Origin of the sequence: Massilia agri (genome assembly GCF_024753255.1) — a bacterium.
GTDB lineage: Bacteria > Pseudomonadota > Gammaproteobacteria > Burkholderiales > Burkholderiaceae_D > Telluria > Telluria agri.
This window is the reverse complement of record NZ_JANUHA010000006.1, coordinates 32,921-57,111: the sequence shown is the minus strand read 5'-3', so window position 1 is coordinate 57,111 and position 24,191 is coordinate 32,921. Positions and strand designations below refer to the sequence as shown.

Genomic DNA, 24,191 nt, shown 5'->3' with positions numbered 1-24,191 from the left:
ATGCTGCACCGACTCCTTTCCGGCGACCTGCCGCGCAGCCGCGCCCTGACCCTGGTGCTGCTCCTGATCCTGTTCGGACTGGCCTTCGCGCCTTTCCTGACCACCGGGGCGCGTCCGCTCAATACCGCCGCCACCATCTGCGTCTACATCGTGCTTGTCGCCTCCTACGACCTGCTGCTGGGCTATACGGGCATCGTCTCCTTCGCCCACACCATGTTCTACGGCATCGGCGCCTATGGCATCGGGCTCGGCCTGTCGCGGGTCGACGAGCCGACCTGGGGAGCCGCCCTGGGCGGCCTCGGCATCGCGCTGCTGGTGGCGCTGCTTCTCGCCCTGGTGGTCGGCCTGTTCGCCCTGCGCGTGCGCGCCATCTTCTACGCGATGATCACGCTGGCGGTCGCCTCGTCGTTCGCCGTGCTGGCCTCCCAGCTATCCGACTTCACCGGCGGCGAGGACGGCATCACCTTCAGCGTGCCGGAAGTGCTCACCCCCGGCTTCACGCTGATGGAGAACGAGGTCTTCGGCCGTTCGATCGACGGCAGGCTGCTCACCTATTACCTGGTGTTCTTCGGCTGCCTGCTGTTGTTCGTGTTCCTGCTGCGCCTTGTGAATTCGCCGTTCGGCCGGGTGCTGCAGGCGGTGCGCGAAAACGAATTCCGCGCCGAGGCGCTGGGCTACCGCACCATGGTCTACCGGATCTGGGCCAACTGCCTGGCCGCCCTGGTGGCGACCCTGGCCGGCGCCCTGATGGCGCTCTGGCTGCGCTACGTGGGGCCCAAGACCTCGCTGGGCTTCGAGGTGATGACCGACATCCTCCTGATCGTCGTCATCGGCGGCATGGGCACGATGTACGGCGCGGTGGTCGGTGCGGCGCTCTTCATCATTGCCCAGAATTACCTGAAGGAACTGATGGGCGTCGGCTCGAGCGCGCTGGAAGGCGTGCCCCTGCTGGCGGCGGCCCTGCACCCGGACCGCTGGATGCTGTGGCTGGGCGTGCTCTTCATTCTGTCGATCTATTTCTTCCCGATTGGGATCGTCGGCAAGCTCAGGCTGCGCAGCTGGATGGCGCGGCAAAAATAGACCGCCGCTCGCACGCTCTTTCCTCACGGCCTCCCATCGCGGAGGCCGTTTTCATTTCGTCTCCGTTCAGTTCCCTTCCCGCAGTTGAGGCGGGCCGAGCCTTGGTCCGCCGGCATTGAATACATCTCAATGTTTGTTATCTCCTTGCTCATACCATAAAGACAACAATGGCTTCGACGTCAGCCAGCGCGAGCCGCGGTTCATCCACTTTCCATCTGGCTCAGCATGAAAGGGCAATCATGAAAAGTCTTACCCGGATTACCGGCGCGGCGCTGCTCGCCTGCGCTGCCTGGGCGCCCCTGTCCAGCCACGCCGTCGAGGTGCTCAATGAAGGCTTCGGCAGCGTCCCGAACCTCTCGGGCTGGTCGCAGCTCAACAACAGCGTACCGCCGGGCACCGGCTGGTTCCAGGGCTATACCGATGCCTTCAGCGCCCAGTCCGGCCCGGGCAACTCCTACGCCGCCGCCAACTTCCTCGGCGCAGCCAATGGGATTGGAACGGTCGACAACTGGCTGATCACGCCCACCCTGTCCCTGTCGGGCATTACCACCCTGTCCTTCTGGACCAGGAGCGAGGGCAACCCCGGTTTTTCCGACCTGCTCGAAGTGCGTTTCGCCTCCGGCAGCGGCGCTACCCCTGACGATTTCGACACCCTGCTGCTCGCCATCGGCGGGGAAGCCGCGTATCCGAACCGATGGCAGCAATGGAGCGCCGATCTGACGGTCGAAGGAGAAGGCCGTTTCGCTTTCCGCTACCTCGGCGACGCCGCCACGCTCGACTATATCGGCCTCGACACGGTTCGGGTCGTCACCGCGGTGCCGGAGCCATCGAGCTACCTGATGCTGCTGGGCGGGCTCGGCGCCCTCGGCGTCAGCGCGCGTCGCCTGCGCAGGCAAGCGGCCGACACCGCCGCCCGCTAGGCCGACGGACAGGCGGCCGGACGCGCGGCCGCCGCATTTCGGCCATCTGCGGCCACAGTTCGACCGGGCGCGTCCACGCGCCTGAAACCGTATCGCCAGGAGAAAGCCATGCCCACCCATACACCGAAGTTCCTGCTGCCGCTCGCCATCCTGTGCCTGCCGGCCGCCGCCCAGCAGGCCACGCAGGAGGCCACACCGGAGGCCCGGCAGCCGGCCGCGCCCCAGGCCGGGGCGCCCTCCGGAATGGTCGTCGTACGCGACGCCCAGACCGGCCAGCTGCGCACCCCGGCTCCCGCCGAAATGCGCGCACTGCAGCCACGCACGCCAAGCACCGCCCTCGCCCCGAGCCAGCCCAAGATGGTCACCGGCCCCGGCGGGCGGCGCTCGGTGCAGCTGGGCGAGCGCCACATGGTGTACTCGGTCGTGACCCGCGGCGCCGACGGCAAGCTCAGCGACCAGTGCGTCCACGGCGTGCATGCCGCCGAGAATGCCGTCGACCATCCCGCCCCCGCCAGCAAGCCAGAGGAGCATCGCCATGACCGCTAAATCCCTGCGCGGCCTGGCCGCCGCCTTCGCCCTGGCCTTCGCCGGCCTGGCCGGCACCAGCACGGCCCAGGCGGCCGCCACCATCGTCATCGTCAACCAGAACGCGCCGGGCGAAGGCTTCAACGACCCGACGCCGGCGGCGCCGGTGGGCGGCAACCCCGGCACCACGCTCGGCCAGCAGCGCCTGAACGCCTTCCAGCACGCCGCCAACATCTGGGGCGCCACCCTCACCAGCACGGTCACGATCCGCATCGGCGCGGCCTTCGTGCCGCTGGCCTGTAACGCCACCGGGGCCGTGCTCGGCTCGGCCGGCGCCTACGAGGTCTGGACCGATTTCCCCAACGCGCCGCGCACCAATACCTGGTACCCTTCCGCGCTGGCGAGCAAGCTGGCGGGCACCGACCTCACCGCCCCGACCGACCCGCACATCATCGCGCGCTTCAACTCGCGCCTGGGCCTCTTCCCCGACTGCCTGCCCGGCTCGCCCTTCTACCTGGGCCTCGACAACCGCCACGGCGACCAGATCGACCTGGTCACCGTGCTGCTGCACGAGATGGCGCATGGCCTGGGCTTCCAGACCTTCACGGACGACGAGAGCGGCGAGCAGTTCTTCGGCATTCCCTCGGTCTGGGACTACCACCTGGTGGACAACCGCAACAACACGCCCTGGGTCGCCATGACCGACGCCCAGCGCGCCGCCTCGGCCATCACCTGGCGCGGCCTGTCGTGGAACGGCCCCAACGTGAACGCCGCCGTGCCCAAGGTGCTGGCGCCGCGCTCCAACCTGAACATCGGCGGCGCCAACGCGGGCGGCGCGGCGGGCGACTATTACGTCGGCGACGCCACCTTCGGCGCCCCCCTGGCCAAGCGGGCCGTCAGCGGCCAGTTGATGCCGGTGGTCGACCAGGCCAACGGCACGGGCCTGGCCTGCGCGCCTTTGAACGCCGTCAACGCCCTCGCGGTGCGCAACAACATCGCCCTGGTGGACCGCGGCAGCTGCGACTTCACCGTGAAGGCGGCCAATGTGCAGGCGGCCGGTGCGATCGGCATGGTGGTGGTGGACAATGTGCCGGGTGACGTCGTCGGCCTGAGCGGCACCGACCCGAGCATCACCATCCCGGCGGTGCGCATCACCCTGGCCGACGGCACGGTAATCAAGGCGGCCCTGCAGCAGCGCTCGCGCACCAAGTCGGGCGTCATCGCCAGCCTCGGCCTCGACCTCAGGCAGCTGGCCGGCACCGATGCGCAGCGCCGCATCCTGATGTACACGCCGAGCATCAATGTGCCTGGCTCCTCGGTGTCGCACTACACGACGGAGGCCAAGCCGAACCAGCTGATGGAGCCGTCGATCAACGACGACCTGCTGCACGTCGTCAAGCCGCCGCGCGACCTCACCTATCCGCTGCTGCGCGATATCGGCTGGTAAGCCCTGCCTGGCCCTGAAACGCAAAAAGCCGGCGCCCCTTGCGGGACGCCGGCTTTTCCAACGAGCAGCAAATTATTACTGGCCCTTGACCTTGAACGCTTCCACGCCCTTGGTGATCTCGGCCTCGGCGGCTGCCTTGTCGGCCCAGCCTTCGATCTTGACCCACTTGCCTGGCTCGAGGTCCTTGTAGTGCTCGAAGAAGTGCTGGATCTGCTTCAGGCGCAGTTCCTCGACGTCGTCCAGCGACTGGATTTTCTTGTACATCGGCAGCACCTTCTCGACCGGCACCGCGATGACCTTGGCGTCGCCGCCGCCGTCATCGGTCATGTTCAGCACGCCCAGTGCGCGGCAGCGCACCACCACGCCCGGCGGCAGCGGGAACGGGGTGATCACCAGCACGTCGCAAGGGTCGCCGTCGTCGGCGATGGTCTGCGGCACGTAGCCGTAGTTGCACGGATAGTGCATGGCAGTACCCATGAAGCGGTCCACGAAGATCGCGCCGCTGTCCTTGTCGACCTCGTACTTGATCGGGTCGGCGTTCATCGGGATTTCGATGATGACGTTGAAGTCGTTCGGCACGTCTTTGCCGGCTGGGACGTTATTCAGGCTCATGGATATTCCTTGGTTGCTGAAGTTTCAATAAAGTTCGTCATTATAGCGAAACGCACCACGCTTGTGCGCCGCAGCAGGGGCAATGGTGCGGCAGCGTCACGGGGTCCGTAGGGTGGACGGCTCCATTGCAAGGTGTGATACGCCACCGCCGGAACTGCCGTCCGCGCGTTCAAGCGGCTGGTGCGTTGCCGAAGCGTCGTTCAATTCCTGCATCTGCATATTGCCCGATTTGACCGTGCAACGAATCATCGACTGTTTGAACGCGCGGACGGCGGAGCCGTCCACCCTACATGTTTACAGGATGCTGGCCAGCGCGCACTGGCGGTAATGGTTCGCCGCCTCCTGCTCCTGGCCCAGCGCCTCGTGCATCTGGGCCAGCTTCAGATGGGCCTCGCGCACCATCGCGCTTTCCGTGGCATCCGACAGCGCCTGCTCCAGGTAGCGCTGCGCCTTGCCCCACAGTTTCTGCTTCAGGCAGAGCGAACCCAGGGTCAGCGCCAGCTCGGCGTCCATCGGGCGCTCCTTGAGCCAGGTTTCGCAGTGCTCGATCTGCGCCAGCAGCGAGGCCGAGCCGGACGGGCCGGCGGCTTCGCGGTAGGCGCGCACCACGCAGTCGTCCCAGTTGGCCTTGAGCGCCTCCTCGGCGATCACGCGCGCTTCGTCATGCAGGCCGCAGGCATTGAAGGCATTCGCCGCGCGCGCCGCGATGAAGGGCACGGTGCGATCGAGCTGCGGCACGCCGGCCCAGACGCGGCGGATCGATTCGGCGTCAATGCCCTCCTCGCCCAGCAGCGCCTCGTAGGCCATCTCGCGCAGGCGCGTGGACAGCGCCGGGTGCAGGGCCTTGCGCTTGTCCAGGATGCGCACCAGGCGCAGCACCTCCGGCCAGTTGCGGGCCTGCTGGTTGGCCTTCATCGACCATTGCAGGGCATGGATGTGGCGCTGGCCGCTGGCGTTCAGTTCGGCCACCGCTTCCAGGGCCGCTTCCGGCTGGTGGTCGTCGACCAGCAGCTCGGTGATCGTCATCAGGCGCGCGGTCTTGAGCGCATTGTCGTGCACGATGCCGGCCAGCCAGGCGTCGCGCCTGCCTGGTTCGCGCATGCGGTGGGCGGCGCGCGCGCCGATCAGGGCGGCCAGGCCCGCGTTCTCGGGCAGTTCGGCGGCGCGCATGGCGGCCTTCTCGGCATGGCCGAAGCGCCCTTCGAACAGGGCCTTGAGCGCATCGCGCAAGCCCTTGTTGCCATCGCGCTCACGCTTGCGCTGGCGGTAGGCCGCCACGCGCTCGGGCATCTTCATGGTCGACTTGATCGCCCGCACCAGGCCGTAGACCAGCGCGAACAGCAGGACCAGCAACACGATGAAGAGGTTGAGCGACATGTCGAGCCGGTGCGGCGGGTAGAACAGCACCACGTTGCCCGGGTTGAAACGCGCCGTCACGGCGATGCCGATGGCCGCAGCCATCAGCGCAACCAGCCAGAGAAGGAGCCGCATCGATTAACCCTTCGCCTTGTAGTTGCGCACCGCGTTCAGGCTCTCGGACAGCGTCGGCATCTCGATGTTCAGGTCGTTCGCCTGCACCTGGCGCAGCGCGCCTTGCGCCGACTGGGTGGCACGGGCACGCGTGTCGAAGTACTTGAGCAGGATTTCCTGTGCACTGGCGAGGTCGTCGCGGAAGGTCGACTCGTTGCGCGACAGCAGCGCCAGGCGCGCGTTCAGCAGGCGCAGCTTGAGGTTCTCACGCACGAAGAAGGATTCGGTCGGCGACAGCATCAGCGCCTCCGGCGTGTCGACGCTGCGCACGCGCACCAGCTGGCGCACGTCGTCCCACATCTCCTGGCTCCAGTTGCGCCAGGTCTGGACCATGCGCTGGCCCAGGCTCAGCGTCTCCGGCGCCGGCTCGGCGCCTTTCTTGCGCAGCGAGCGCACCGGCGCGGCCGGCAGCAGCGGTTTTTCGTCCGACAGCATCGGCAGCGTGTCCACCTGGGCGATCACATTGTCCAGGCGCAGCGCCACACCAGCCAGGTCGACCGCCGGCATCGCCTTCAGGCGCTCGATGTCGGCGCCGATCGCGCGGCGGATGTTCAGGAACTGCGGCTTGTCCGAGCGGCCCAGCGAGCGGTCGGCATTCTGCAGCGCGATCAGGGCGCCCTGCACGTTGCCGGCCAGCTGCAGCTGCTGGCTGGCGGTGTTCAAGACCTGCTCGACCTCGGACAGCGCCCACTCGTCGCGGTTCTTGGAGAGGTCCTGGTAGAGCTGCTCCAGGGCCAGCTGCTGGGTCTGGGCCTCGCTCTGGCGGCTTTCCAGCACCCCGACCTTGACCTGCAGTTCCTTGGCCGTGTCCGCCACTTCGCGCGCCAGCGCGGCAGTCTCGGCGTTGACGGCATTGCCTTTCTGCAGGCTCTGCGCCATGTCGCGACGCAAGGTGTTGATGCGGCTGTGCGAGCTCACGGTCTGCACCGCCAGCAGCACGGCGAGCACGGTCACCGCCAGCGGGAGCGGACGCTGCAGCGTCTGCAGCAGGCCGCCGGTGCGCATCGGCGCCTTCTGGACGGCCAGGCTGGTCGAGGGAGTGTGGTCTGGATTGTTGGGCAATTCGTTCATTCTTGTGATTGTATCGCGGCAAGTAATCGTGCGTCGCCGGAACCCGTCAGCGTGATCCGGTTGCAAGCGAGGGCGCGCGCCGTCTCGGCGATGCGCGTGTGGGGAACGATCAGGTGCTGTGCGCGCAGGCGCGCGGGGCCGTCGACCGGATCGAGCTCCCGCACCAGGCTCGCCAATCCGCGCAAGGCTTCCGAGCTCGTGATTATCCAGTCGTTTGGCTGCGCCAGCAAGACGGCCAGCTGCGCGGCGAGCGCCGCGTCGAGCCGGGGCACGCTGCGGCGGTAGGCGGCCACGGTCTCGACCAGCGCCCCAGCCGCGCGCAAGGTATCGGCCATCAACTCGCGCCCGCTCTCGCCACGCACGATCAGCACCCGCTTGCCCCGCAGGGCGGCCAGGTCGAGACTGGCCAGCAGGTGTTCGGAATCGCTGTTGGCCGGGTCAGGCGGGCAATGGATGGTGGTGTTGGCAGGCGTGACGCCATGGCGCGCGAGCGCCAGGCGGCTGCCCTCGCCCACCACGCCGACCGGCACCCCGGCCGGCCAGGCGTCCAGGTGGGCAAAGGCGGCGTCCACTGCGTTCGGCGACACGAAGGCCACCAGGGCGTAGGACGGCAACCGGGCCAGGGCCGCCTGCAGCGCGGAGCTATCGTCAAGGGGGGCGATCTCGAGCAGCGGCAGCACCACCGCCCTGCGCCCGAGGGAGGCAATGGCCCGCGCCAGGCTGTCCGCCTGGGCGCGTGGCCGGGTGATGACGACCGCCCGCTCAGGCATCCCGGGGAGCAGCGGTGGCCTGCGAGGCCGCGGCGTCGGCCTCGGCGGCTTCCTGGCGGCAAGCCTCGAGGATGCCATGGGCGTCCTGGCTGTCCAGCAGGATGGAAACCTGTTCGCCGAGGAAATCCGGGTAATCCCAGGAGCCGGCCACCTCGCCGTGGGCGCTGCGCAGGCCGTCGGGCGTGGCCACCATGGCGCGCAGGCGCATGGTCGTGCCTTCCACGGTCGCGAAGGCCGCCAGCGGAATCTGGCAGCTGCCGCCAAAAATCTTCGACACCTTGCGCTCGGCCGTGACGGCGCGCGCGGTGGCGTCGTGGTTGAGCGGCGCAAGCAGGGCCTTCAGGTCGACGCCGTCGCTGCGCTCGCCCCTGACGATCTCGATCGCCATCGCGCCCTGGCCGGCGGCCGGCAGGCTGTCCTCGGGTTCGAGCAGGGCGCGGATGCGCTCCGGCAGGCCGAGGCGCTTCAGGCCGGCGGCCGCCAGGATGATGGCCGCGTAGTCGCCACGGTCGAGCTTTCCAAGACGGGTGTCGAGGTTGCCGCGCAGCGGCTTGATGACGAGATGCGGATAGCGCGCCGCGATCAGGGCCTGGCGCCGCAGGCTGCTGGTGCCGACCACGGCGCCCGGGGGCAGTTCGGCCAGGCTGGCGTAATCGTTGGAGACGAAGGCGTCGCGCGGGTCTTCGCGCTCGAGCACGGCGGCCAGCTCGAAGCCTTCCGGCAGCTCCATCGGCACATCCTTGAGCGAGTGCACGGCCAGGTCGGCGCGGCCCTCGGCCATGGCGACTTCGAGTTCCTTCACGAACAGGCCCTTGCCGCCCACCTTCGACAGCGTACGGTCGAGGATCTGGTCGCCGCGCGTGGTCATGCCCAGAATCTCCACGGAGCACTGCGGATATAATGCGGCGAGACGGGCGCGCACGTGCTCCGCCTGCCACATGGCCAGGCGGCTCTCGCGGGATGCGATAATCAGCTTCGCTGGCGCCTGCGGCGCCGTTTCATTTGCTTTCAACACGTATTCTTTCACTGTCGTCGAGCCCTACCAGGACGATGCCGGTAAAACGGCCCTTGCATAAGATCACAAATTTTAGCATGGGCCCTCTTGCAGACCGTGGCCAACCGCCATCGCACAATCGAGTCGTCATTCTCAATAACTTTGTGGTCGATATGGACAATCCTGCTGCATCAGTAAGCCCCCCCGTTCAGAATGTGAGTGCCCAGCGTGATCCCGACAAGGACGCGCCGCTGAAAGAAGACATCCGCCTGCTCGGCCGCCTGCTCGGCGACGTGCTGCGCGACCAGGAAGGCGAACAGGTCTTCGAGATGGTCGAAACCATCCGCCAGACCGCCGTGCGCTTCCGCCGCGAAGCCGACCCGAAGGCCGGCGAAGAGCTCGCGACCCTGCTGCACCGCCTCACGCGCGACCAGACCATCACGGTGGTGCGCGCCTTTTCCTACTTCTCGCACCTGGCCAATATCGCCGAGGACCAGCACCACATCCGCCGCCGCCGCGCCCACCTGCTCAAGGGCTCCGGTCCGCAGCAGGGCAGCGTCAGCTTCGCGCTCGGCAGGCTGCGCGACGCCGGCGTGCCGCGCGAGACGGTCGAAGGCTTCTTCCAGGACGCCCTGATCGCCCCGGTGCTGACCGCCCACCCGACCGAGGTGCAGAGGAAGAGCATCCTCGATGCCGAGCACGACATCGCCCGCCTGCTGGCCGAGCGCGACCGCGGCCTGACCCCGAAGGAATTGCAGAAGAACGGCCAGCTGCTGCACGCGCGCGTCGCCACCCTGTGGCAGACCCGCATGCTGCGCTATTCCAAGCTGACCGTGGCCGACGAGATCGACAACGCACTGTCCTACTACCGCATCACCTTCCTGCGCGAAGTCCCCGCGCTGTACGACGACATCGAGGAAGAAATCGCGACCCGCTACGAAGGCGATTCGAGGCCGATGGACGAGGCCCAGTTCCTGCAGATGGGCAGCTGGATCGGCGGCGACCGCGACGGCAATCCGAACGTCAATGCCGATACCATGCGCCATGCGCTGACGCGCCAGTCGACCACCATCCTCGACTTCTACCTGGAAGAAGTGCACGCCCTCGGCGCCGAGCTGTCGACCTCGACCCTGCTGGTGCCGGTCACGCCCGAGATGCAGGCCCTGGCCGACGCCTCGGTCGACACCTCGCCGCACCGCAGCGACGAACCCTACCGCCGCGCCCTGATCGGCATCTATGCGCGCCTGGCCGCCACCGCGCGCGAGCTCGGCGTCGGCCACATCCTGCGCAAGGAAGTCGCCGAAGCACCGCCCTACCTCGACGCCGGCCTGTTTGCCGCCGACCTGGAGGTCATCGCCGATTCCCTGCGCGCCAACCACGGCGGGATGCTGGTCGAGCCGCGCCTGGCGGGGCTGAAGCGCGCCGCGCGCATCTTCGGCTTCCACCTGGCTTCGCTCGACATGCGCCAGAGTTCGGACGTGCACGAGCGCGTGCTCACCGAGCTGTTCGCACGCGCGGGAAGCGAAAGCGACTACGCCAAACTGGACGAAGCGAAGAAGGTCGAGCTGCTGCTGGCCGAACTGGCCCAGCCGCGTCCCCTGTACTCGCCCTACGAGAGCTACTCCGACGAGACCAATTCGGAGCTCGCCATCCTGCGCACCGCACGCGAGATCCGCCTGCGCTACGGCAGCCGCGCGATCCGCAACTACATCATCTCGCACACCGAGACCGTGTCCGACCTGCTCGAAGTCCTGCTGCTGCAGAAGGAAACCGGCCTGCTGCGCGTGTCCTCCGGCTCCTGCGACGTGATGGTGATTCCGCTGTTCGAGACCATCCCCGACCTGCAGCGCGCAAGCAGCATCATGGACGAGTGGATGTCGCTCGAGCCGGTCGCGAAAGTGATCGAGCAGCAGGGCCGCCTGCAGGAAGTCATGCTCGGCTACTCGGACTCGAACAAGGACGGCGGCTTCATGACCTCGAACTGGGAGCTCTACCAGGCCGAGCTGAAGCTGGTCGACGTGTTCGCGGCCAGGAACGTCAAGTTGCGCCTCTTCCACGGCCGCGGCGGCACCGTCGGCCGCGGCGGCGGCCCGAGCTACGACGCGATCCGCGCCCAGCCGCCCGGCACCGTCAACGGCCAGATCCGCCTGACCGAACAGGGCGAGATCATCTCCTCCAAGTTCTCGAATCCGGAAATCGGCCGGCGCAACCTGGAGCTGCTGGTGGCCGCGACCCTGGAGGCGAGCCTGTCGCCGCGCGACGAGGATGCCGCCACCCGCGAACGCCTGTCGCGCTTCGAAGCGGTGATGGCCGAGCTGTCCGAGCGCGCCTACCGCGCCTACCGCAACCTGGTCTACGAGACCCCGGGCTTCACCGACTACTTCTTCTCGGCCACCCCGATCGCCGAGATCGCGGAACTGAACCTCGGTTCGCGCCCGGCCTCGCGCAAGTCGACCCGCCGCATCGAAGACCTGCGCGCGATTCCCTGGGGCTTCTCCTGGGGCCAGTGCCGCCTGCTGCTGCCGGGCTGGTACGGTTTCGGCGCCGCCGTCAGCGGCTGGCTCAACGACGGCGACCGTGAGTCGCGCCTGGCCCTGCTGCGCGAGATGCACGGCGCCTGGCCCTTCTTCGCCACGCTGCTGTCGAACATGGACATGGTGCTGGCCAAGACCGACCTCGCCATCGCCTCGCGCTACGCGAGCCTGGTGGCGGACGCCGAGCTGCGCGAGCGCATCTTCCGCCGCATCACCGCGGAACACGGCGAGACCCTGCGCTGCCTGGAAGCGATCACGGGAACGGGCGAACGCCTGGCCGGCAACCCGCTGCTGGCGCGTTCGATCCAGAACCGCTTCGCCTACCTCGACCCGCTCAACCACCTGCAGGTGGAACTCATCCACCGCCGCAGGAAGCTGGGCGACAACGCGGATCCACGGGTGCACCGCGGCATCCATCTCTCCATCAACGGGGTGGCGGCAGGCCTGCGCAATACAGGTTGAGAACTGCGGCTAAAGATGCCGTGACAAGGACGCCACTCGGCGTTACAATCCGCCGCTTGAGCGATTGGTGCCCTTCCGCAGGTCTGCGGGAGGGTGAAACGGGAAGCCGGTGACGCGCGGGATAGCCATCCCCGCCAGTCCGGCGCAGCCCCCGCTGCTGTAAGCCTGACGACGCCGGCCGTACGCCACTGTGCATTGCACGGGAAGGCAGGGCCGGCGAAGGACGAAGGCGAGCCAGAAGACCGGCCAGTCACGATGCACTTTGTAGCGCCCGGGGTGTGGCGCTGCCGGTTGGCTGTCCCTATTTCTTCGGTCCAGGTCTCGACACCGTGTGCGCCCTTAGCTGGCGCGCCGGGACGCGCGCGGCTGCTCCATGGAACACGGGGCCGCCCGGATTTCGTCCCGAGGTCGACCTGAATTGAGCGCTCGTCTATTCCTTCGCGTCCTGGCGGTCCTGTGCTGCCTGTGCGCCCTGCCCGTCCGGGCAGGCACCCTGTTCGCCGTCGTCACCGAGCGCGCGGCGCCCGGCGCCATCGAAGCGGCCCACCGCCACCTGGCGCGCCATCCGAAAGACCGCATCCTGCTGCGCACGCCGGCCCAGCTGATGGCGGCCAGCGAGCGCGACGTCGAGCGCTGGATCGCCGGCGCCGACAGCGTGCTGGCCGTCTCGGTCTTCGGCGACCCTGCGCGGCGCCTGAAGGACGCGGTCGCGCGCCACGCGCGGCCGTCCACGCAGGTGCTGGCCTTCAACGGCGAAGCCACCCTCAGCCTCATGACGCGCGGCCGCCACGGCAGCCTGCGCGACTTCTCGCCCGAGCTGCTGCGCCAGCTGTCGAACGAGGCGCCGCCGGAAACGGCCCTGCGGGCGGCGGCCAGCGATCCCGCCAGCGCGCACTGGCTGGCCGCGCGCCGCCTGTGGCAAGGGGGCGGCAGCGACAACACGGCGGCCCTGTTCGCCCACCTGCTCGCCCCCGCGGCGCCCGTTCCCGCGCCACGTCCCGCGCCGACGCTGCGCCTGCGCGTGGGCGAGCGTGAACTCGCCGACGGGGCAGCATGGGGGCACGCCGCCGAGCTCGGACTGAAGGACAGGCCCACGGTCGTCGTGCTGGATCTCGCCAATATGGATGCCGTGGTGCCGGCCGCGCTGTGCCGCCAGATCGAGTCCCGGGGCCAGCCCTGCGTGCAACTGCTCACCCGCTGGGGCGGCGCCTCGCGCGAAGCGCTCGAGCGCCTGGCCGAGCTGGTGGCGCCCGCGCGCCCGGCCGCGCTGGTCGTGCTGCAGGACTTCGTGGTGGGCGCAGCCGAAGGCCGCCAAGCGGTCGAGGAAGCATTCAAGCGCCTCGACATCCCCGTGTTCAAGGCCATCCGGCTGATGGACCGTACGGCCATGCAATGGCGCCTCTCGCCGGACGGCCTGAGTCCCGACTCGGTCCAGTACCGCGTGGCCCTGCCCGAGCTGCAGGGCATCGGCCAGCCCATCGTCGTCGCCGCGCTGGGCAAGGCGCGGCACGATGCGCGCACCGGCATCGAGAACCGTCCGCCCGAGGTACTGGAACAGGAAGCCGCCCGCGTCGCGGCGCGCGTGGACCGCTGGCTGGCCCTGCGCGCCAAGGCCAACCGCGACAAGCGCGTCGCCCTCGTCTACTACAACCACCCGCCGGGCCGCCAGAACATCGGCGCCGACAACCTCGACGTGCCGGCCTCGCTGTTCGACATGCTGCATGCGATGAAAGCCGCCGGCTACACGGTGGGCGAACTGCCGGCCTCGCCCGAGGCCCTGCTGGAGCGCATCATGGCGCATGGCGTCAACCTGCCCGAGGACCGCGCCGCCCTGCGCGAGCTGGCCGGTTCCGTGAATGGCGTCACGGGCGAGGATTACCGGCGCTGGTTCGCCACCCTGTCGCCGCGCGTGCAGGGCGAGATGACGAGCGGACTGCTGGGACGACTGCATGCCGACGTGCTGGCGGCCGAAGCCGGCCGCGAATACCAGCTCGGGCGCAAGCGCGCCGAAGTCGTGATCGCCGAGCTGCAGCACCTGGTCGAAGGCGCCGACCATCCCAGGCGCGAGGATGCGCTGCGCGACCTGATTGCCCTGCGCGAGGGCTATCTTGGCTGCCTGGAGGAGCGGGCCATGCGCCGCTGCGCCACCCTCGCCTCCCTGCAACGGCGCCTGGTCGGCTACGGCATCGAGGGCATGCGCGGCTGGGGACCGGCGCCCGGCAAGGTGATGGTCGAAGGCGGCAAGCTGCTGGTGCCTGGCCTCGTATTCGGCAACGTCTTCATCGGCCCCCAGCCGCCGCGCGGCTGGGAAGTCGACGAGGAGCTGCTGCACGCGAACACCAGCATCACGCCACCCCACCAGTACCTGGCCTTCTACCACTGGCTGCGTGACCGCTTCAGGGCCGACGCCCTGGTCCACGTGGGGCGCCACTCGACCTATGAATTCCTGCCCGGTAAAGCGGTGGGCCTGGCAAGCGACGACTACCCGAGCCTGATCGCGGGCGACCTGCCCGGCATCTATCCCTACATCGTCGACGGCGTCGGCGAGGGCACCCAGGCCAAGCGGCGGGGCCTGGCCGTGATGGTCGACCACCTGACGCCTCCTCTGGCCGCCACGCCCCTGTACGACGAGCTGCTGTCGCTGCGCCAGGTGGTCGAAAGCTACGAGGCCGCCAGCTCGGAGTCGCTGAAGACGCAAGCGGCAGCCTTGATGCGCGAACGCGTGATCAAACTGAACCTGCGCGCCGAACTGGAAGCCTCGATGGCCGACGTGCTGAAGGTGCGCGGCATCGGCTTCGACGCGGCCGACGACGACCTGCTGGCGCACGAGATCGGCCACTATCTCACCAAGCTGCAGGAGAAATTCATGCCCTACGGCCTGCACGTCTTCGGCCGGCCGTGGGAGCGCAAGTCGCTCGATCTGATGCTGGATTCCATGCGCAAGGGCGGCATCACTGATCCGGACATCGAGCGCAAGCTGGTCGACTCCCCGAGGCTGGAAATGCGCGGCCTGCTGGCCGGCCTGGATGGCCGCTACATCGAGCCGGGCAAGGGCAACGATCCGCTGCGCTCTCCGGAATCCCTGCCCACGGGACGCAACTTCCACGCGGTCGACGGCGACATCCTGCCGACCCGCCTCGGCTACGGCCTGGGCGAGCGCCTGGCCACGCAAGCCGCCGCGCGCGACGCCGGCAAGGAAGTCTCGGGCAGCGAAGGCATCATCCTGTGGGCCTCGGACGCGGTGCGCGACGAGGGTGTGATGGTCGCGTTTTCGCTCGCCATGATGGGCGCCGAGCCGGTGTGGAATGCGCGCGGCGTGGTGACCGACGTGCGCCTGAAACCGGACGCGATCCGGCGCGACGCCATCGTCACCACTTCCGGCCTGTTCCGCGACCTCTATCCGAACCTGATCCGCCTGATCGACCGCGCCGGCCGCCTGGCCCTGGCCGCTTCCGCTTCCACCCTGGCGGAACAGGACCCGCAGCTGCGCGAAGCCCTGCAGGCAGCGCTGGCTCCCCTGCCCGGCAATACGGCATGGGGACGCGAACCGCTCACGCGCAACCGCGTGGCGCACGAATGGCTGGCGCGTACCCGCGCCCTGCACAAGGAAGGGCTGGCGATGGGGGATGCGGGCCTGGCCGCGACCCAGCGCATCTTCGGCGACGCCCCCGGCGCCTACGGTACCGGCGTGAACCGCCTGACCGAGCGCTCGGGCGCCTGGCGCGAGCGCGAGGAACTGGGCCGCGCCTACCGGCTGCGCATGGGCCATGCCTATGGGCTGGACGCCGGCGGCGAGACGCATCACGCCGCCTTCGACGTGGCGCTGGACGGCATCGCGCGCACCTACCACGGCCGCGCCAGTAATCTCTACGGACTGCTCGACAACAACGACGCCTTCGACTACCTGGGCGGCCTGTCGCTCGCCATCGAAACCCGCACCGGCCGCGTGCCCGAAGCCCTGATCCTGCAGCACGCCCAGCCGGGACGCGCCGACGTGGAGCCGCTCGCGGCCGCCCTGCTGGGCGAGCTGCGCGGCCGCTTCCTGAACCCGGCCTGGCTCAAGCCCCTGATGGAGCACGGCTACGCGGGCGCGCGCACCATGGGCCAGGAATTCATCGAGAACCTGTGGGGCTGGCAGGTGACGCGCCCCGACCTGGTCAGGAACTGGGCCTGGGACGAAGTCAAATCCGTGTACTTCGACGACCGCTACGGGCTCGGCCTGCCGGAATTCCTCGGCCGGCGCCACAACGCCCACGTCAAGGCGCACATGCTGGCCGTCTTCATGGTGGCGGCCGAAAAAGGCTTCTGGAAAACGGATCCAGCCACCATCCGCCGCATGGGCGGCGAGCTGGCGCGCCTGGTGAGCGCCAACGGCCTGCCCGGCAGCGGACACGCGGCGCCGGACCACCCCATGTGGCAGTGGCTGGCCCCGCAGCTCGATGCGCGGGAGGCGCGCCAGCTGGGCGTCACCCTGGCGCGGGCGCGCGGCGAGCTGCTGCCGGCCGCGCCGCGCGCGCAGGCGCCAGGGCCGTCGCCGGCATCAGCCCCTGCGACAGGCAAGGCCGCACCCGCCCCGCGTACCTACGAATTGAGCCGGCTGGATGAGCCGGCCCCACCCGCCAACCGCCGCGTCGCGGGCGTGCTCGCCATTCTTGCCGGGGCCCTGGCCCTGTTCTCGCTCGGCCTGTGGCGCGGGCGCACCCTTCCCCAACCCTTGAGGAGATTCCATGCTTGAAATCCTGTCCTTCGCCTGGCTGCACGATGCCGTCAGCTGGCTCCTGGTGCCCGCCCTTGCCCTGCTGCTGCTCGCCTGCGCGGTGGCGCTGGTCGAAGCCGGCATCGCCGTCGGCGAGCGCTTCCACGGCCTGAAGCAGCTGGGCGCGAGCGGCGACGTCGAACGCATTCACCTTCTTGCTCGCAAGCGCCTCGAACGCGCCGACCTGCTGGCGCGCATTCCGCCGATGCTGGGCCTGATGGCCACCATCATCCCGCTCGGCCCGGGCCTGGCCGCCCTGGGGCGCGGCGACCCCGCCCAGCTGGCGAGCGCCGTCACCGTGGCCTTCGATGCGACCGTGCTCGGCCTGGCGGCCGGCATCGGCGGCCTGGTGATCGGCAAGCTGCGCCGCCGCTGGTACGAAGAGACCCTGGAAGCGATGGAGGGCGCGGCATGAGCGGCAAGCGCCTGCGCCTGTACTCGCGTCTCGACGCGCGCTTCGAGCAGGGCGACGAAGACCCGCGCGCCAGCCTGGTGAACCTGGTCGATGTGATGCTGGTCTTCGCCTGCGGCCTGATCGCCGCGGTCGCCGGCACGCAGGGAGCCCGCACCGTGCCGCAGCCGGTGGAAAAAGGCCGCCAGATCGAGCGTCCGGCAACTGGCGCCGGCATGGCCGGCAGCGGTTACGACCGTGTCGGCGAAGTCTACCGCGACCCCAGGACCGGCAAGCTGGTGCTGGTCGAACCGCCGCCCGCGAAATGAACGCGCACGCTTTCCCGCCCGAAGAAGTCGCCGGCGTCTACCGTGCGATCCGCGAGCGGCGCGACATGCGCCACTTCCTGCCCACGCCGATCGAACCGGCGCAGCTGGCGCGCTTCCTCGATGCGGCCCACCGGGCGCCCAGCGTCGGCCTGATGCAGCCCTGGCGCTTCATCCGCATCGCCGACCGCGGCTTGCGCGAACGCATCCACGCCCACGTCGAGGAAGAACGCCTGCTGACCGCGCTGGCCCTCGAGCAGCGCGCGGACGACTTCATGCGCCTGAAGGTCGAGGGCATCCTCGATTGCGCGGAAGTGCTGGTGGTGGGGCTGATGGACAAGCGCGAGCCCTATGTGTTTGGACGCCGCACCATGCCGCAGATGGACCTGGCCTCGGCGTCCTGCGCGATCCAGAACTTCTGGCTGGCCGCGCGTGCGGAGGGGATCGGCGTCGGCTGGGTATCGCTGTTCGATCCCCTGCGCATCCGCAGCCTGTGCGGGATGCCGCCCGGCAGCCAGCCGATCGCCATCCTCTGCGTCGGCCAGGTCGAGGCCTTCTACCGCGCGCCGATGCTGGAAGAAGAAGGCTGGGACCGGCGCCGTCCCCTGTCCGGCATGCTGTACGAGGACAGCTGGGAGACGGCGCCGCAGGAGGGCTAGGTCAGGCGCCGCACACGCCGACTGTCCCGCCCTTGCGCACGTGCGCCTGCACCGCATTGGGCGAGACGCAGATCTGCGTGGACGGATTGCCGGCGCTCCCCGTCGCATGGCAGACCAGCACCTTGTCGCCGTTCCCGCAGCGCGCGTCGATGACCTTGACGGTGCTTGACGCTTGCGCGAAGCAGGCCTCCGGGCTGGCAGCCTGTGCCGCGAAGGTGAAGCTGCCCGGGTTGGTGGCAGTGAAGGTCGTGACGGGGCCGGTGCTGGTCGACAGGCCTGCCGTCGGACTCCAGGTATAGGTGCTGCTGCCCGCCGCGTCGCTGGCGCCGAGCTGCACGCTCTGCGGCCCGTAGCCGAGGGCGATCGTGCCCGCCGGCAGCCCGGTCTCCTCGCCCGCGCCGCGCGTCACGCTCACCACCGGCTGCGGCGCATGGCCCTCGACCCGCACGGTGGCTTCGCCGCTGGCGACGTTGCCGCCCTTGTCCGTGACCGACAACGCGACCTGCTGCGCCCCGATGTCGGCGCAGGAGAAGGTGGTGCGCGAGGCGGCGAGCGACTCCACGCCCCAGTTGTCGCTGCTGCCGCCGTCGATGTCGGCCGCCGTGATCGATGCCGTGCCGCCGCTTAGTCGCACCGCCACGTCGCGCGTGCGCACCACGGGCGCCTCGAAATCGTTGCTGACGGTGTTCGTGCGCGGGCCTTCCGCGCTCAGGCGGTTCAGGGCCGTCACCGTATAGTAGTGATACTGGCCTGGCGCCACCGTGGCGTCCGTGAACGCGTTGGTCGCGGTGTCGGTCACGCCCAGCAGGGTGCCCGGCGCATCGAGGTCCATCTCGCGCTGGGCCGAGCGGTAGATGGCGTACCTGCGGGTCTTCTCGAACTCGTCCCCGGACTCCGCCGCCGACGCCCACGCAAGCTGCACCGCATTGTTCTCGATCACGCTGGCGGCAAGCTGGCCGGGCGTGGCGGGCGTACCCATGCCCTTCCAGGACATCACGGGAAGCAGGGCCGGACGCGCATAGGTGCTGTTCTTCAGCGCGCTCCGATAGCCCAGCACGTCTCCCTGCAGAAAGGCATGGCGGAAGTGGATCTGTCCGCCAATGTTGGCGCTGGCGCGGTTCAGGGCGATCTGGCGGTTGATCTGGTTCGGGTCCGTCCAGCCGCTCGTGTTCATCTTGTAGTCGGCCAGGCCGATATACATGTGGCGCTCGTAGGCGTTGTCGTTCCACCAGGGGACGAGCAGCTGGTAGTCGGAACCCGGCTGGCCGATGTACCAGTAGACCTGGGGCGCGAGGTAGTCGACCCAGCCCTGCTGGATCCACTTGCGGGTGTCGGCGAACATGCTGCTGTAGTGCTGCGAGGCGCCGCTGGACGTGGGCGAGCCGACCGCCGGATCAAGGCTGCTGCGGTAGATGCCCGATGGCGAGACGCCGAACTTCACCCAGGGCTTAGCGGCGCGGATCTCCTCGTTCACGCGGGCGATCAGCATGTTGATGTTGTCGCGTCGCCAGTCGGCGCGGCCCGCCGTGGTATTCGGGAAGCCGCGCGGATCGGCGTCATAGGCGGCATCGTCGAGGATGGCGCCGCTCGGGTAGAAGTAGTCGTCGAAATGGATGCCGTCGATGTCGTAGCGGTTGACGATGTCCATGATGACGTTCACCACATGGTCGCGCACCTGCGGCAGGCCCGGGTTCAGGATCTTCACGGTGCCGACCGTGAGCAGCCAGTCCGGATGCGTCTTCGAGATGTGGTTGCCCGCGTACTGGGCCGGGTTCGATTCGTTGGCGACGGTGGCCACCGCGCGGTAGGGATTGATCCAGGCATGGAATTCCATGCCGCGCGCGCGGGTCTCCCCGATGGCGAAGGCCAGCGGATCCCACATGGGGCTGGGGGCGCTGCCCTGCTGGTTGGTGAGGTAGTAGGACCAGGGTTCGAACTCGCTGGGATACATGGCGTCCGCCTGGCTGCGCACCTGCAGGAAGGCGGCGTTCATGCCGGTCGCCTTGTTATGGTCCAGGATGGCGCGCAGGGCCGCCTGCTGCTGGCTTGGGGTCTGGGTGCGGTTCGGCCAATCCAGGCTCAGGTGGGTACTGATCCAGACGCCGCGCATCTCGCGCTTGGGCGAGACGGCTTGCGGATCGTTCTGGGCATGGGCAAGGGATGCGGTCAGCAGGGCGGCTGCCGCGGCGAGCAAAAGTTTTTTCATATTCGTTGTTTTTGCAGGGGTTGGGATGAGCGCCCCTGGAACCCGGGCGCCGGTGGCATCCGGCGCCTCTCCACGCACCGTGTTGCCATCCATGAAACAGCGTACGCCCGAGCAATTTTGACAACCAATGAATTTCCTGCAAGATCACATAACCAGCGTACATACGTAGCGATCGCGCCACATGATTCGGCAAGGAAACGGAACAGCCCGGTCGAGACTGCCTGCAGTGCTAGCATGTCTCATCGATCGCATGGAGGCACCCCATGAAGATGAGACATTCGATACTTGCGGCCCTGCTCGCCGCATGCGCCGTACCCGCCCTCGCCCAGGTCACCAGCGGCGCCACCCTCGGCAATCTCAACTACACGCTGTTCGACCTCGACCTCAGTGACGCGACCACGCCTTCGCTGGTGTTCAGCGTGCCGGACGGCGTGGCGCCGCCGCACAACAGCCGCGATGGCTATACTTCGATCCACTATGCGGAAACGGTCGACTACCAGCCGGTCCTGATGCAGACCGGCGGCACCACCCACAATGCCATCAGCCGTACCTCCAGCTGGGACGGACGCTCCGGAACCGGCACCGTCACCCTGACCGGACGCGGCGGCACAGGGATGGACCAGCAGCTGATACGCTCGCTCGAAGTGCGCGAGTCATCCAGCGTGCAGGCACAACTCACGCCTTACAGCTGGAGCGACGCCATCTATTTCACGCTCTCGCCCGGCGCCGGGGTGACCTTCACCGCGACGCTGGGCGCATGGGCCGGCTTCGACGTGGCCGACACGCATTACGGCCACGCCTCGGTACTCGGCTCGCTGGAGATCAGGAATCTGCTGAACGTGAACAACGATCACGTCGGCGACGCCCGACTGTTCTCCGGCGGGACCGAGCCCGGGGGCCGGCCGGCGTTCGACGAGAACGTACTCCTGAGCGTCACCTACGAGAACCGCGGCGCCGCGCCGGTCCATGCCTACGCCCAGATGGATCTGGGTGGCGCGGCCTATACCATCCCGGTCAGCATGGTGCCGGAACCGGGGCAGCTGTCGATGCTGCTGGCGGGCGTGCTGCTGTTGCCGCTGGTCCGGCGCCGCGCGCGCACTTGACCAGCGCTTTCAGGCGGCGATCGCGAGGGTCGTCGTGTCGAGGCGGAAGCCGCCCACGACCTGGGCCAGGCGCGCGGCCTGCTGCTCGAGCGCGGCGGCGGCAGCGGCGGCCTCTTCGACCAGCGCGGCGTTCTGCTGGGTGACGTCGTCCATGGTCGTGATCGAGCCATTGACCTGGGTGATGCCCTCGCTCTGCTCGCGGCTGGCCGCATCGATCTCGCCCATCAGGTCGGCCACGCGCCGCACCGCCTGCACGATGCCGGTCATCGCGCTGCCGGCATCGTCGACCAGCCGGGCGCCCGCCTGGACCTGGCCCACCGAATCGTTGATCAGTTCCTTGATTTCCTTTGCCGCGGCGGCCGAGCGCTGGGCGAGGTTGCGGACCTCGCTCGCCACCACCGCAAAGCCGCGGCCCTGCTCGCCGGCGCGCGCCGCCTCGACCGCCGCATTCAGCGCCAGGATATTCGTCTGGAAGGCGATGCCGTCGATGACGCCGATGATGTCGGCGATGCGGCGCGAGCTTTCGCTGATCGCGCCCATGGTCACCACCACCTCGCCCACCACCTGGCCGCCCTGCGCGGCCTGGCTGCTGGCCGAGCTCATCAGGGCATTGGCCTGGCGCGCGTTCTCGGCGTTCTGGCGCACGGTCGACGTCAGTTCTTCCATCGCGGCGGCCGTCTCCTCCAGGCTCGAGGCCTGGGCTTCGGTGCGCTGCGACAGGTTCTGGTTGCCGGCCGCGATCTCGCTGGACGCCCCGGCGATCGCCTCGGTGCTGTCGCGCACCTCGCTCATGGTGCGGTTCAGCGAGGTGACGAAGCGGTTGAAGGCGCCGGCCAGCTGGCCGACTTCGTCCTGCGACTCGACCGGCATGCGGCGGGTCAGGTCGCCATTGCCGTCGGCGATCTCGCCGAGCATGACGGCGGCGCGCGCGACCGGCGCGGCGATCGCGCGGCTGACCAGGAAGATCACGAACAGGCCGATGCCGCCGCCGATCACGCCGGCCACCAGGGCCGAGAATGCCGTGGTGCGCACCAGGTCGCCCAGCACTTCGCTTTCCGGCACCTCCGCCACCACATAGAGGTCGAGTTCCGGAATGAAGGATGCGGCCACGATCCGCTCGCCGTCTTCGGCCCTGCGGCTGGCATGCGCGAAGCCGCTCTTGTCGAACAGGCGGGCAATCAGCTCCGGCGTGAAGCCGGCCAGGTCCTTCATGCCGTGCTTGCCATCGGCGAGCTTCGGGTCGCGGTGCAGCACGATGGCGCCGTTCGGGCGGGCCAGGAACACGTGGCCCGACTTGCCGATGGTCTGGGCGCGCACGGCGTCGGCCAGGGCCTTGACCGAGATCCCGAGGCCGGCCACGGCCGCCTTGCCGTCGCCGAGCGTGACGCGGGCGTTCACGAACAGCTTCATTTCGCCGGTCTGCGGGTCGGGGTCGAGGTTCAGTTCATACGGGCGGCCGCTCGCCAGGAAGGCGTCGAGCCAGGCATCGCGCGGATTGCCCTTCTCCAGCATGTAGGCCAGGCCGCCCTGGTCGAGGAATTTCATCTGCGCGGGCGAGGCCCAGAACACGGTCGTGACCTTGTGCACGTCCCTGAGCCTGCCGGCATAGGCGCGCCAGGCATCCATGCCGGTGTCGGGCAGGCCTTCGCCTTCCCAGGCATGCAGGTAGGTATTGTTGGCCACGGCCAGCGAGGCCGTGAGCGGCTCGCCGATCTGGCGCAGCATGTCGTTGCGGATCTGGCCGACCACCGCCGGCAACTCCTGGGTCACGGCGCGCCCGCGCAGGCCCTTGCCGGCCAGCGCGACGCTGAACAGGGTCGAGATCACGATGAAGAGCAGCAGGCAGGCAGCCATGCTGAGCATGAGCTTGGCCTTGATCGAAAAGCGGTGGAGGAAGCGGGCGAGCATGATAGTCGATGAGAGTTTCCTTACGGCATCATGCGACACGCATAAGTCCAAGGTCAACGATTTCGGCGTCGACCGTGTTCAAGCTGACAAGAAAGCGTTGCGTGCGCGCCGCGCTCAGCGCCTGAGCGATATGCCGAAGGTGAAGGCGACATCCGGCGTACGGCTGTTCAGGCCGCGCGAGAACATGGCGTCGAGCTGGACGTCCTTCGACAGCAGGTATGCCGCGCCGATGTCGAAGGTGGCTTGCGTGCCGCCATGCCGGCTGCGCGCGATCTGCGGCAGGGCCAGTTCGGCAAAGCCACGCAGGCGCTCGCCGAGCGGCTTTTCGATGACCGCCCCCAGGATGCCGTAGCGATAGCGGCCGTCCTCGTCGCGTTCCACGCCGATGCCGGGCATCATGCCGAGCGACATCTCGTCCGGCAGATCCCATTCGGCCGCCACGCGCAGGCTGGGACGCAGGCCCTGGCCACGGAAGGCGCGCGAGCCGCTGTCGAGTTCCGCCGCCACCAGCACCGCCACCGAAGGCAGGCTTCCCGCCGCGTCCCAAGCATGCCAGCTGAATCCGAGCGCGGTGTCGGCGTAGCCGGCTTGCGTGCTGCGGCGCCCGTCTTCGGTCTCATGGCGGATGCTGCGGCCATCCGTTTCGATGCGCAGCTCGAGGTTCTCGCTCACCCCAAACCGCAGCAGGGTCGGCATCGACAGGGTGCGTTCGCGCCCTTCCCCGCTGCGGTCGCGCTCGAGCAGCAGGCCGGTTTCCAGTTGGACCCGCCCCTTGCCTACGACCTGGCTCGATTCGACGAGGTCGGGACGGTCGCTCGCGAGTTCGTCCTGGGCGTGGGCGATGGAAGCGAACAAGGCGCAGGCGGCGATGGCAAGGAGTTTCATGGCAAAGATCTG

General features: G+C 68.7%; 18 protein-coding genes and 1 riboswitch. Of the genes, 10 read left to right on the top strand and 8 right to left on the bottom strand.

Annotated features, from left to right (window positions below):
- The 4 genes from NX780_RS10550 (at position 1) to NX780_RS10535 (ending at position 3,972) form a co-directional block, all read left to right on the top strand.
- Complete coding sequence (locus tag NX780_RS10550) at positions 1-1,080, top strand: branched-chain amino acid ABC transporter permease (RefSeq protein WP_258827826.1); 1,080 nt, start codon at positions 1-3, stop codon at positions 1,078-1,080.
- 239 nt (positions 1,081-1,319) lie between these two features.
- Complete coding sequence (locus tag NX780_RS10545) at positions 1,320-2,000, top strand: choice-of-anchor J family PEP-CTERM protein (protein ID WP_258827825.1); 681 nt, start codon at positions 1,320-1,322, stop codon at positions 1,998-2,000.
- A gap of 108 nt (positions 2,001-2,108) precedes the next feature.
- Positions 2,109-2,546, top strand: a complete 438-nt coding sequence (locus tag NX780_RS10540) for a post-PEP-CTERM-1 domain-containing protein (protein ID WP_258827824.1) — start codon at positions 2,109-2,111, stop codon at positions 2,544-2,546.
- On the top strand, positions 2,536-3,972 hold the full coding sequence (locus tag NX780_RS10535; RefSeq protein ID WP_258827823.1) for a PA domain-containing protein: 1,437 nt from the start codon (positions 2,536-2,538) through the stop codon (positions 3,970-3,972). Before NX780_RS10540 ends, NX780_RS10535 begins: the two co-directional genes overlap by 11 nt.
- 75 nt (positions 3,973-4,047) lie before the next feature.
- Here NX780_RS10535 and ppa read toward each other — a convergent pair whose 3' ends face one another.
- From ppa to hemC, 5 genes are all read right to left on the bottom strand, one after another.
- Entirely contained in the window at positions 4,048-4,584 is a 537-nt protein-coding gene (ppa, locus tag NX780_RS10530) for an inorganic diphosphatase (RefSeq protein ID WP_258827822.1), read from the bottom strand.
- A 294-nt stretch (positions 4,585-4,878) separates the two neighbouring features.
- Complete coding sequence (locus NX780_RS10525) at positions 4,879-6,075, bottom strand: heme biosynthesis HemY N-terminal domain-containing protein (RefSeq protein ID WP_307732759.1); 1,197 nt, start codon at positions 6,073-6,075, stop codon at positions 4,879-4,881.
- 3 nt (positions 6,076-6,078) lie between these two features.
- Positions 6,079-7,185 (bottom strand): uroporphyrinogen-III C-methyltransferase, encoded by a 1,107-nt coding sequence (locus tag NX780_RS10520; RefSeq protein WP_258827821.1) that lies wholly within the window; start codon positions 7,183-7,185, stop codon positions 6,079-6,081.
- Complete coding sequence (locus NX780_RS10515) at positions 7,182-7,955, bottom strand: uroporphyrinogen-III synthase (RefSeq protein WP_258827820.1); 774 nt, start codon at positions 7,953-7,955, stop codon at positions 7,182-7,184. Before NX780_RS10515 ends, NX780_RS10520 begins: the two co-directional genes overlap by 4 nt.
- The gene (gene hemC / locus NX780_RS10510; RefSeq protein WP_370663601.1) at positions 7,948-8,895 is read right to left on the bottom strand and encodes a hydroxymethylbilane synthase; all 948 of its coding nucleotides are present in this window, start codon (positions 8,893-8,895) and stop codon (positions 7,948-7,950) included. The genes NX780_RS10515 and hemC overlap by 8 nt, the downstream gene beginning before the upstream one ends.
- A 227-nt stretch (positions 8,896-9,122) precedes the next feature.
- Here hemC and ppc point away from each other — a divergent pair, with 227 nt between their 5' ends.
- The 5 genes from ppc (at position 9,123) to bluB (ending at position 18,077) form a co-directional block, all read left to right on the top strand.
- Entirely contained in the window at positions 9,123-11,945 is a 2,823-nt protein-coding gene (ppc, locus tag NX780_RS10505; protein WP_370663597.1) for a phosphoenolpyruvate carboxylase, read from the top strand.
- Positions 11,946-11,993: 48 nt separating this feature from the next.
- Positions 11,994-12,210, top strand: a riboswitch (cobalamin riboswitch).
- Positions 12,211-12,363: 153 nt separating this feature from the next.
- A complete protein-coding gene (locus tag NX780_RS10500) occupies positions 12,364-16,680 on the top strand; it encodes a cobaltochelatase subunit CobN (protein WP_258827817.1) in 4,317 nt (1,438 codons plus the stop codon).
- Positions 16,673-17,116 carry a MotA/TolQ/ExbB proton channel family protein gene (locus tag NX780_RS10495; protein ID WP_258827816.1) on the top strand — a complete coding sequence of 148 codons (444 nt, stop codon included), beginning with the start codon at positions 16,673-16,675 and terminating at the stop codon, positions 17,114-17,116. The genes NX780_RS10500 and NX780_RS10495 overlap by 8 nt, the downstream gene beginning before the upstream one ends.
- Complete coding sequence (locus tag NX780_RS10490) at positions 17,113-17,421, top strand: DUF2149 domain-containing protein (RefSeq protein ID WP_258827815.1); 309 nt, start codon at positions 17,113-17,115, stop codon at positions 17,419-17,421. Before NX780_RS10495 ends, NX780_RS10490 begins: the two co-directional genes overlap by 4 nt.
- A complete protein-coding gene (gene bluB, locus NX780_RS10485; RefSeq protein ID WP_258827814.1) occupies positions 17,418-18,077 on the top strand; it encodes a 5,6-dimethylbenzimidazole synthase in 660 nt (219 codons plus the stop codon). Before NX780_RS10490 ends, bluB begins: the two co-directional genes overlap by 4 nt.
- A gap of 1 nt (position 18,078) precedes the next feature.
- Here the strand turns inward: bluB and NX780_RS10480 are convergent, their stop codons facing one another.
- Positions 18,079-20,283 (bottom strand): family 10 glycosylhydrolase, encoded by a 2,205-nt coding sequence (locus NX780_RS10480; RefSeq protein WP_258827813.1) that lies wholly within the window; start codon positions 20,281-20,283, stop codon positions 18,079-18,081.
- 263 nt (positions 20,284-20,546) lie between these two features.
- Here NX780_RS10480 and NX780_RS10475 point away from each other — a divergent pair, with 263 nt between their 5' ends.
- A complete protein-coding gene (locus NX780_RS10475; RefSeq protein WP_258827812.1) occupies positions 20,547-21,386 on the top strand; it encodes a hypothetical protein in 840 nt (279 codons plus the stop codon).
- A 9-nt stretch (positions 21,387-21,395) separates the two neighbouring features.
- On the opposite strand, the gene NX780_RS10470 is transcribed toward NX780_RS10475, so the two are convergent.
- On the bottom strand, positions 21,396-23,294 hold the full coding sequence (locus NX780_RS10470; RefSeq protein WP_258827811.1) for a methyl-accepting chemotaxis protein: 1,899 nt from the start codon (positions 23,292-23,294) through the stop codon (positions 21,396-21,398).
- 114 nt (positions 23,295-23,408) lie between these two features.
- Positions 23,409-24,179 carry a transporter gene (locus NX780_RS10465; RefSeq protein ID WP_258827810.1) on the bottom strand — a complete coding sequence of 257 codons (771 nt, stop codon included), beginning with the start codon at positions 24,177-24,179 and terminating at the stop codon, positions 23,409-23,411.
- Between the last annotated feature and the right edge of the window lie 12 nt (positions 24,180-24,191).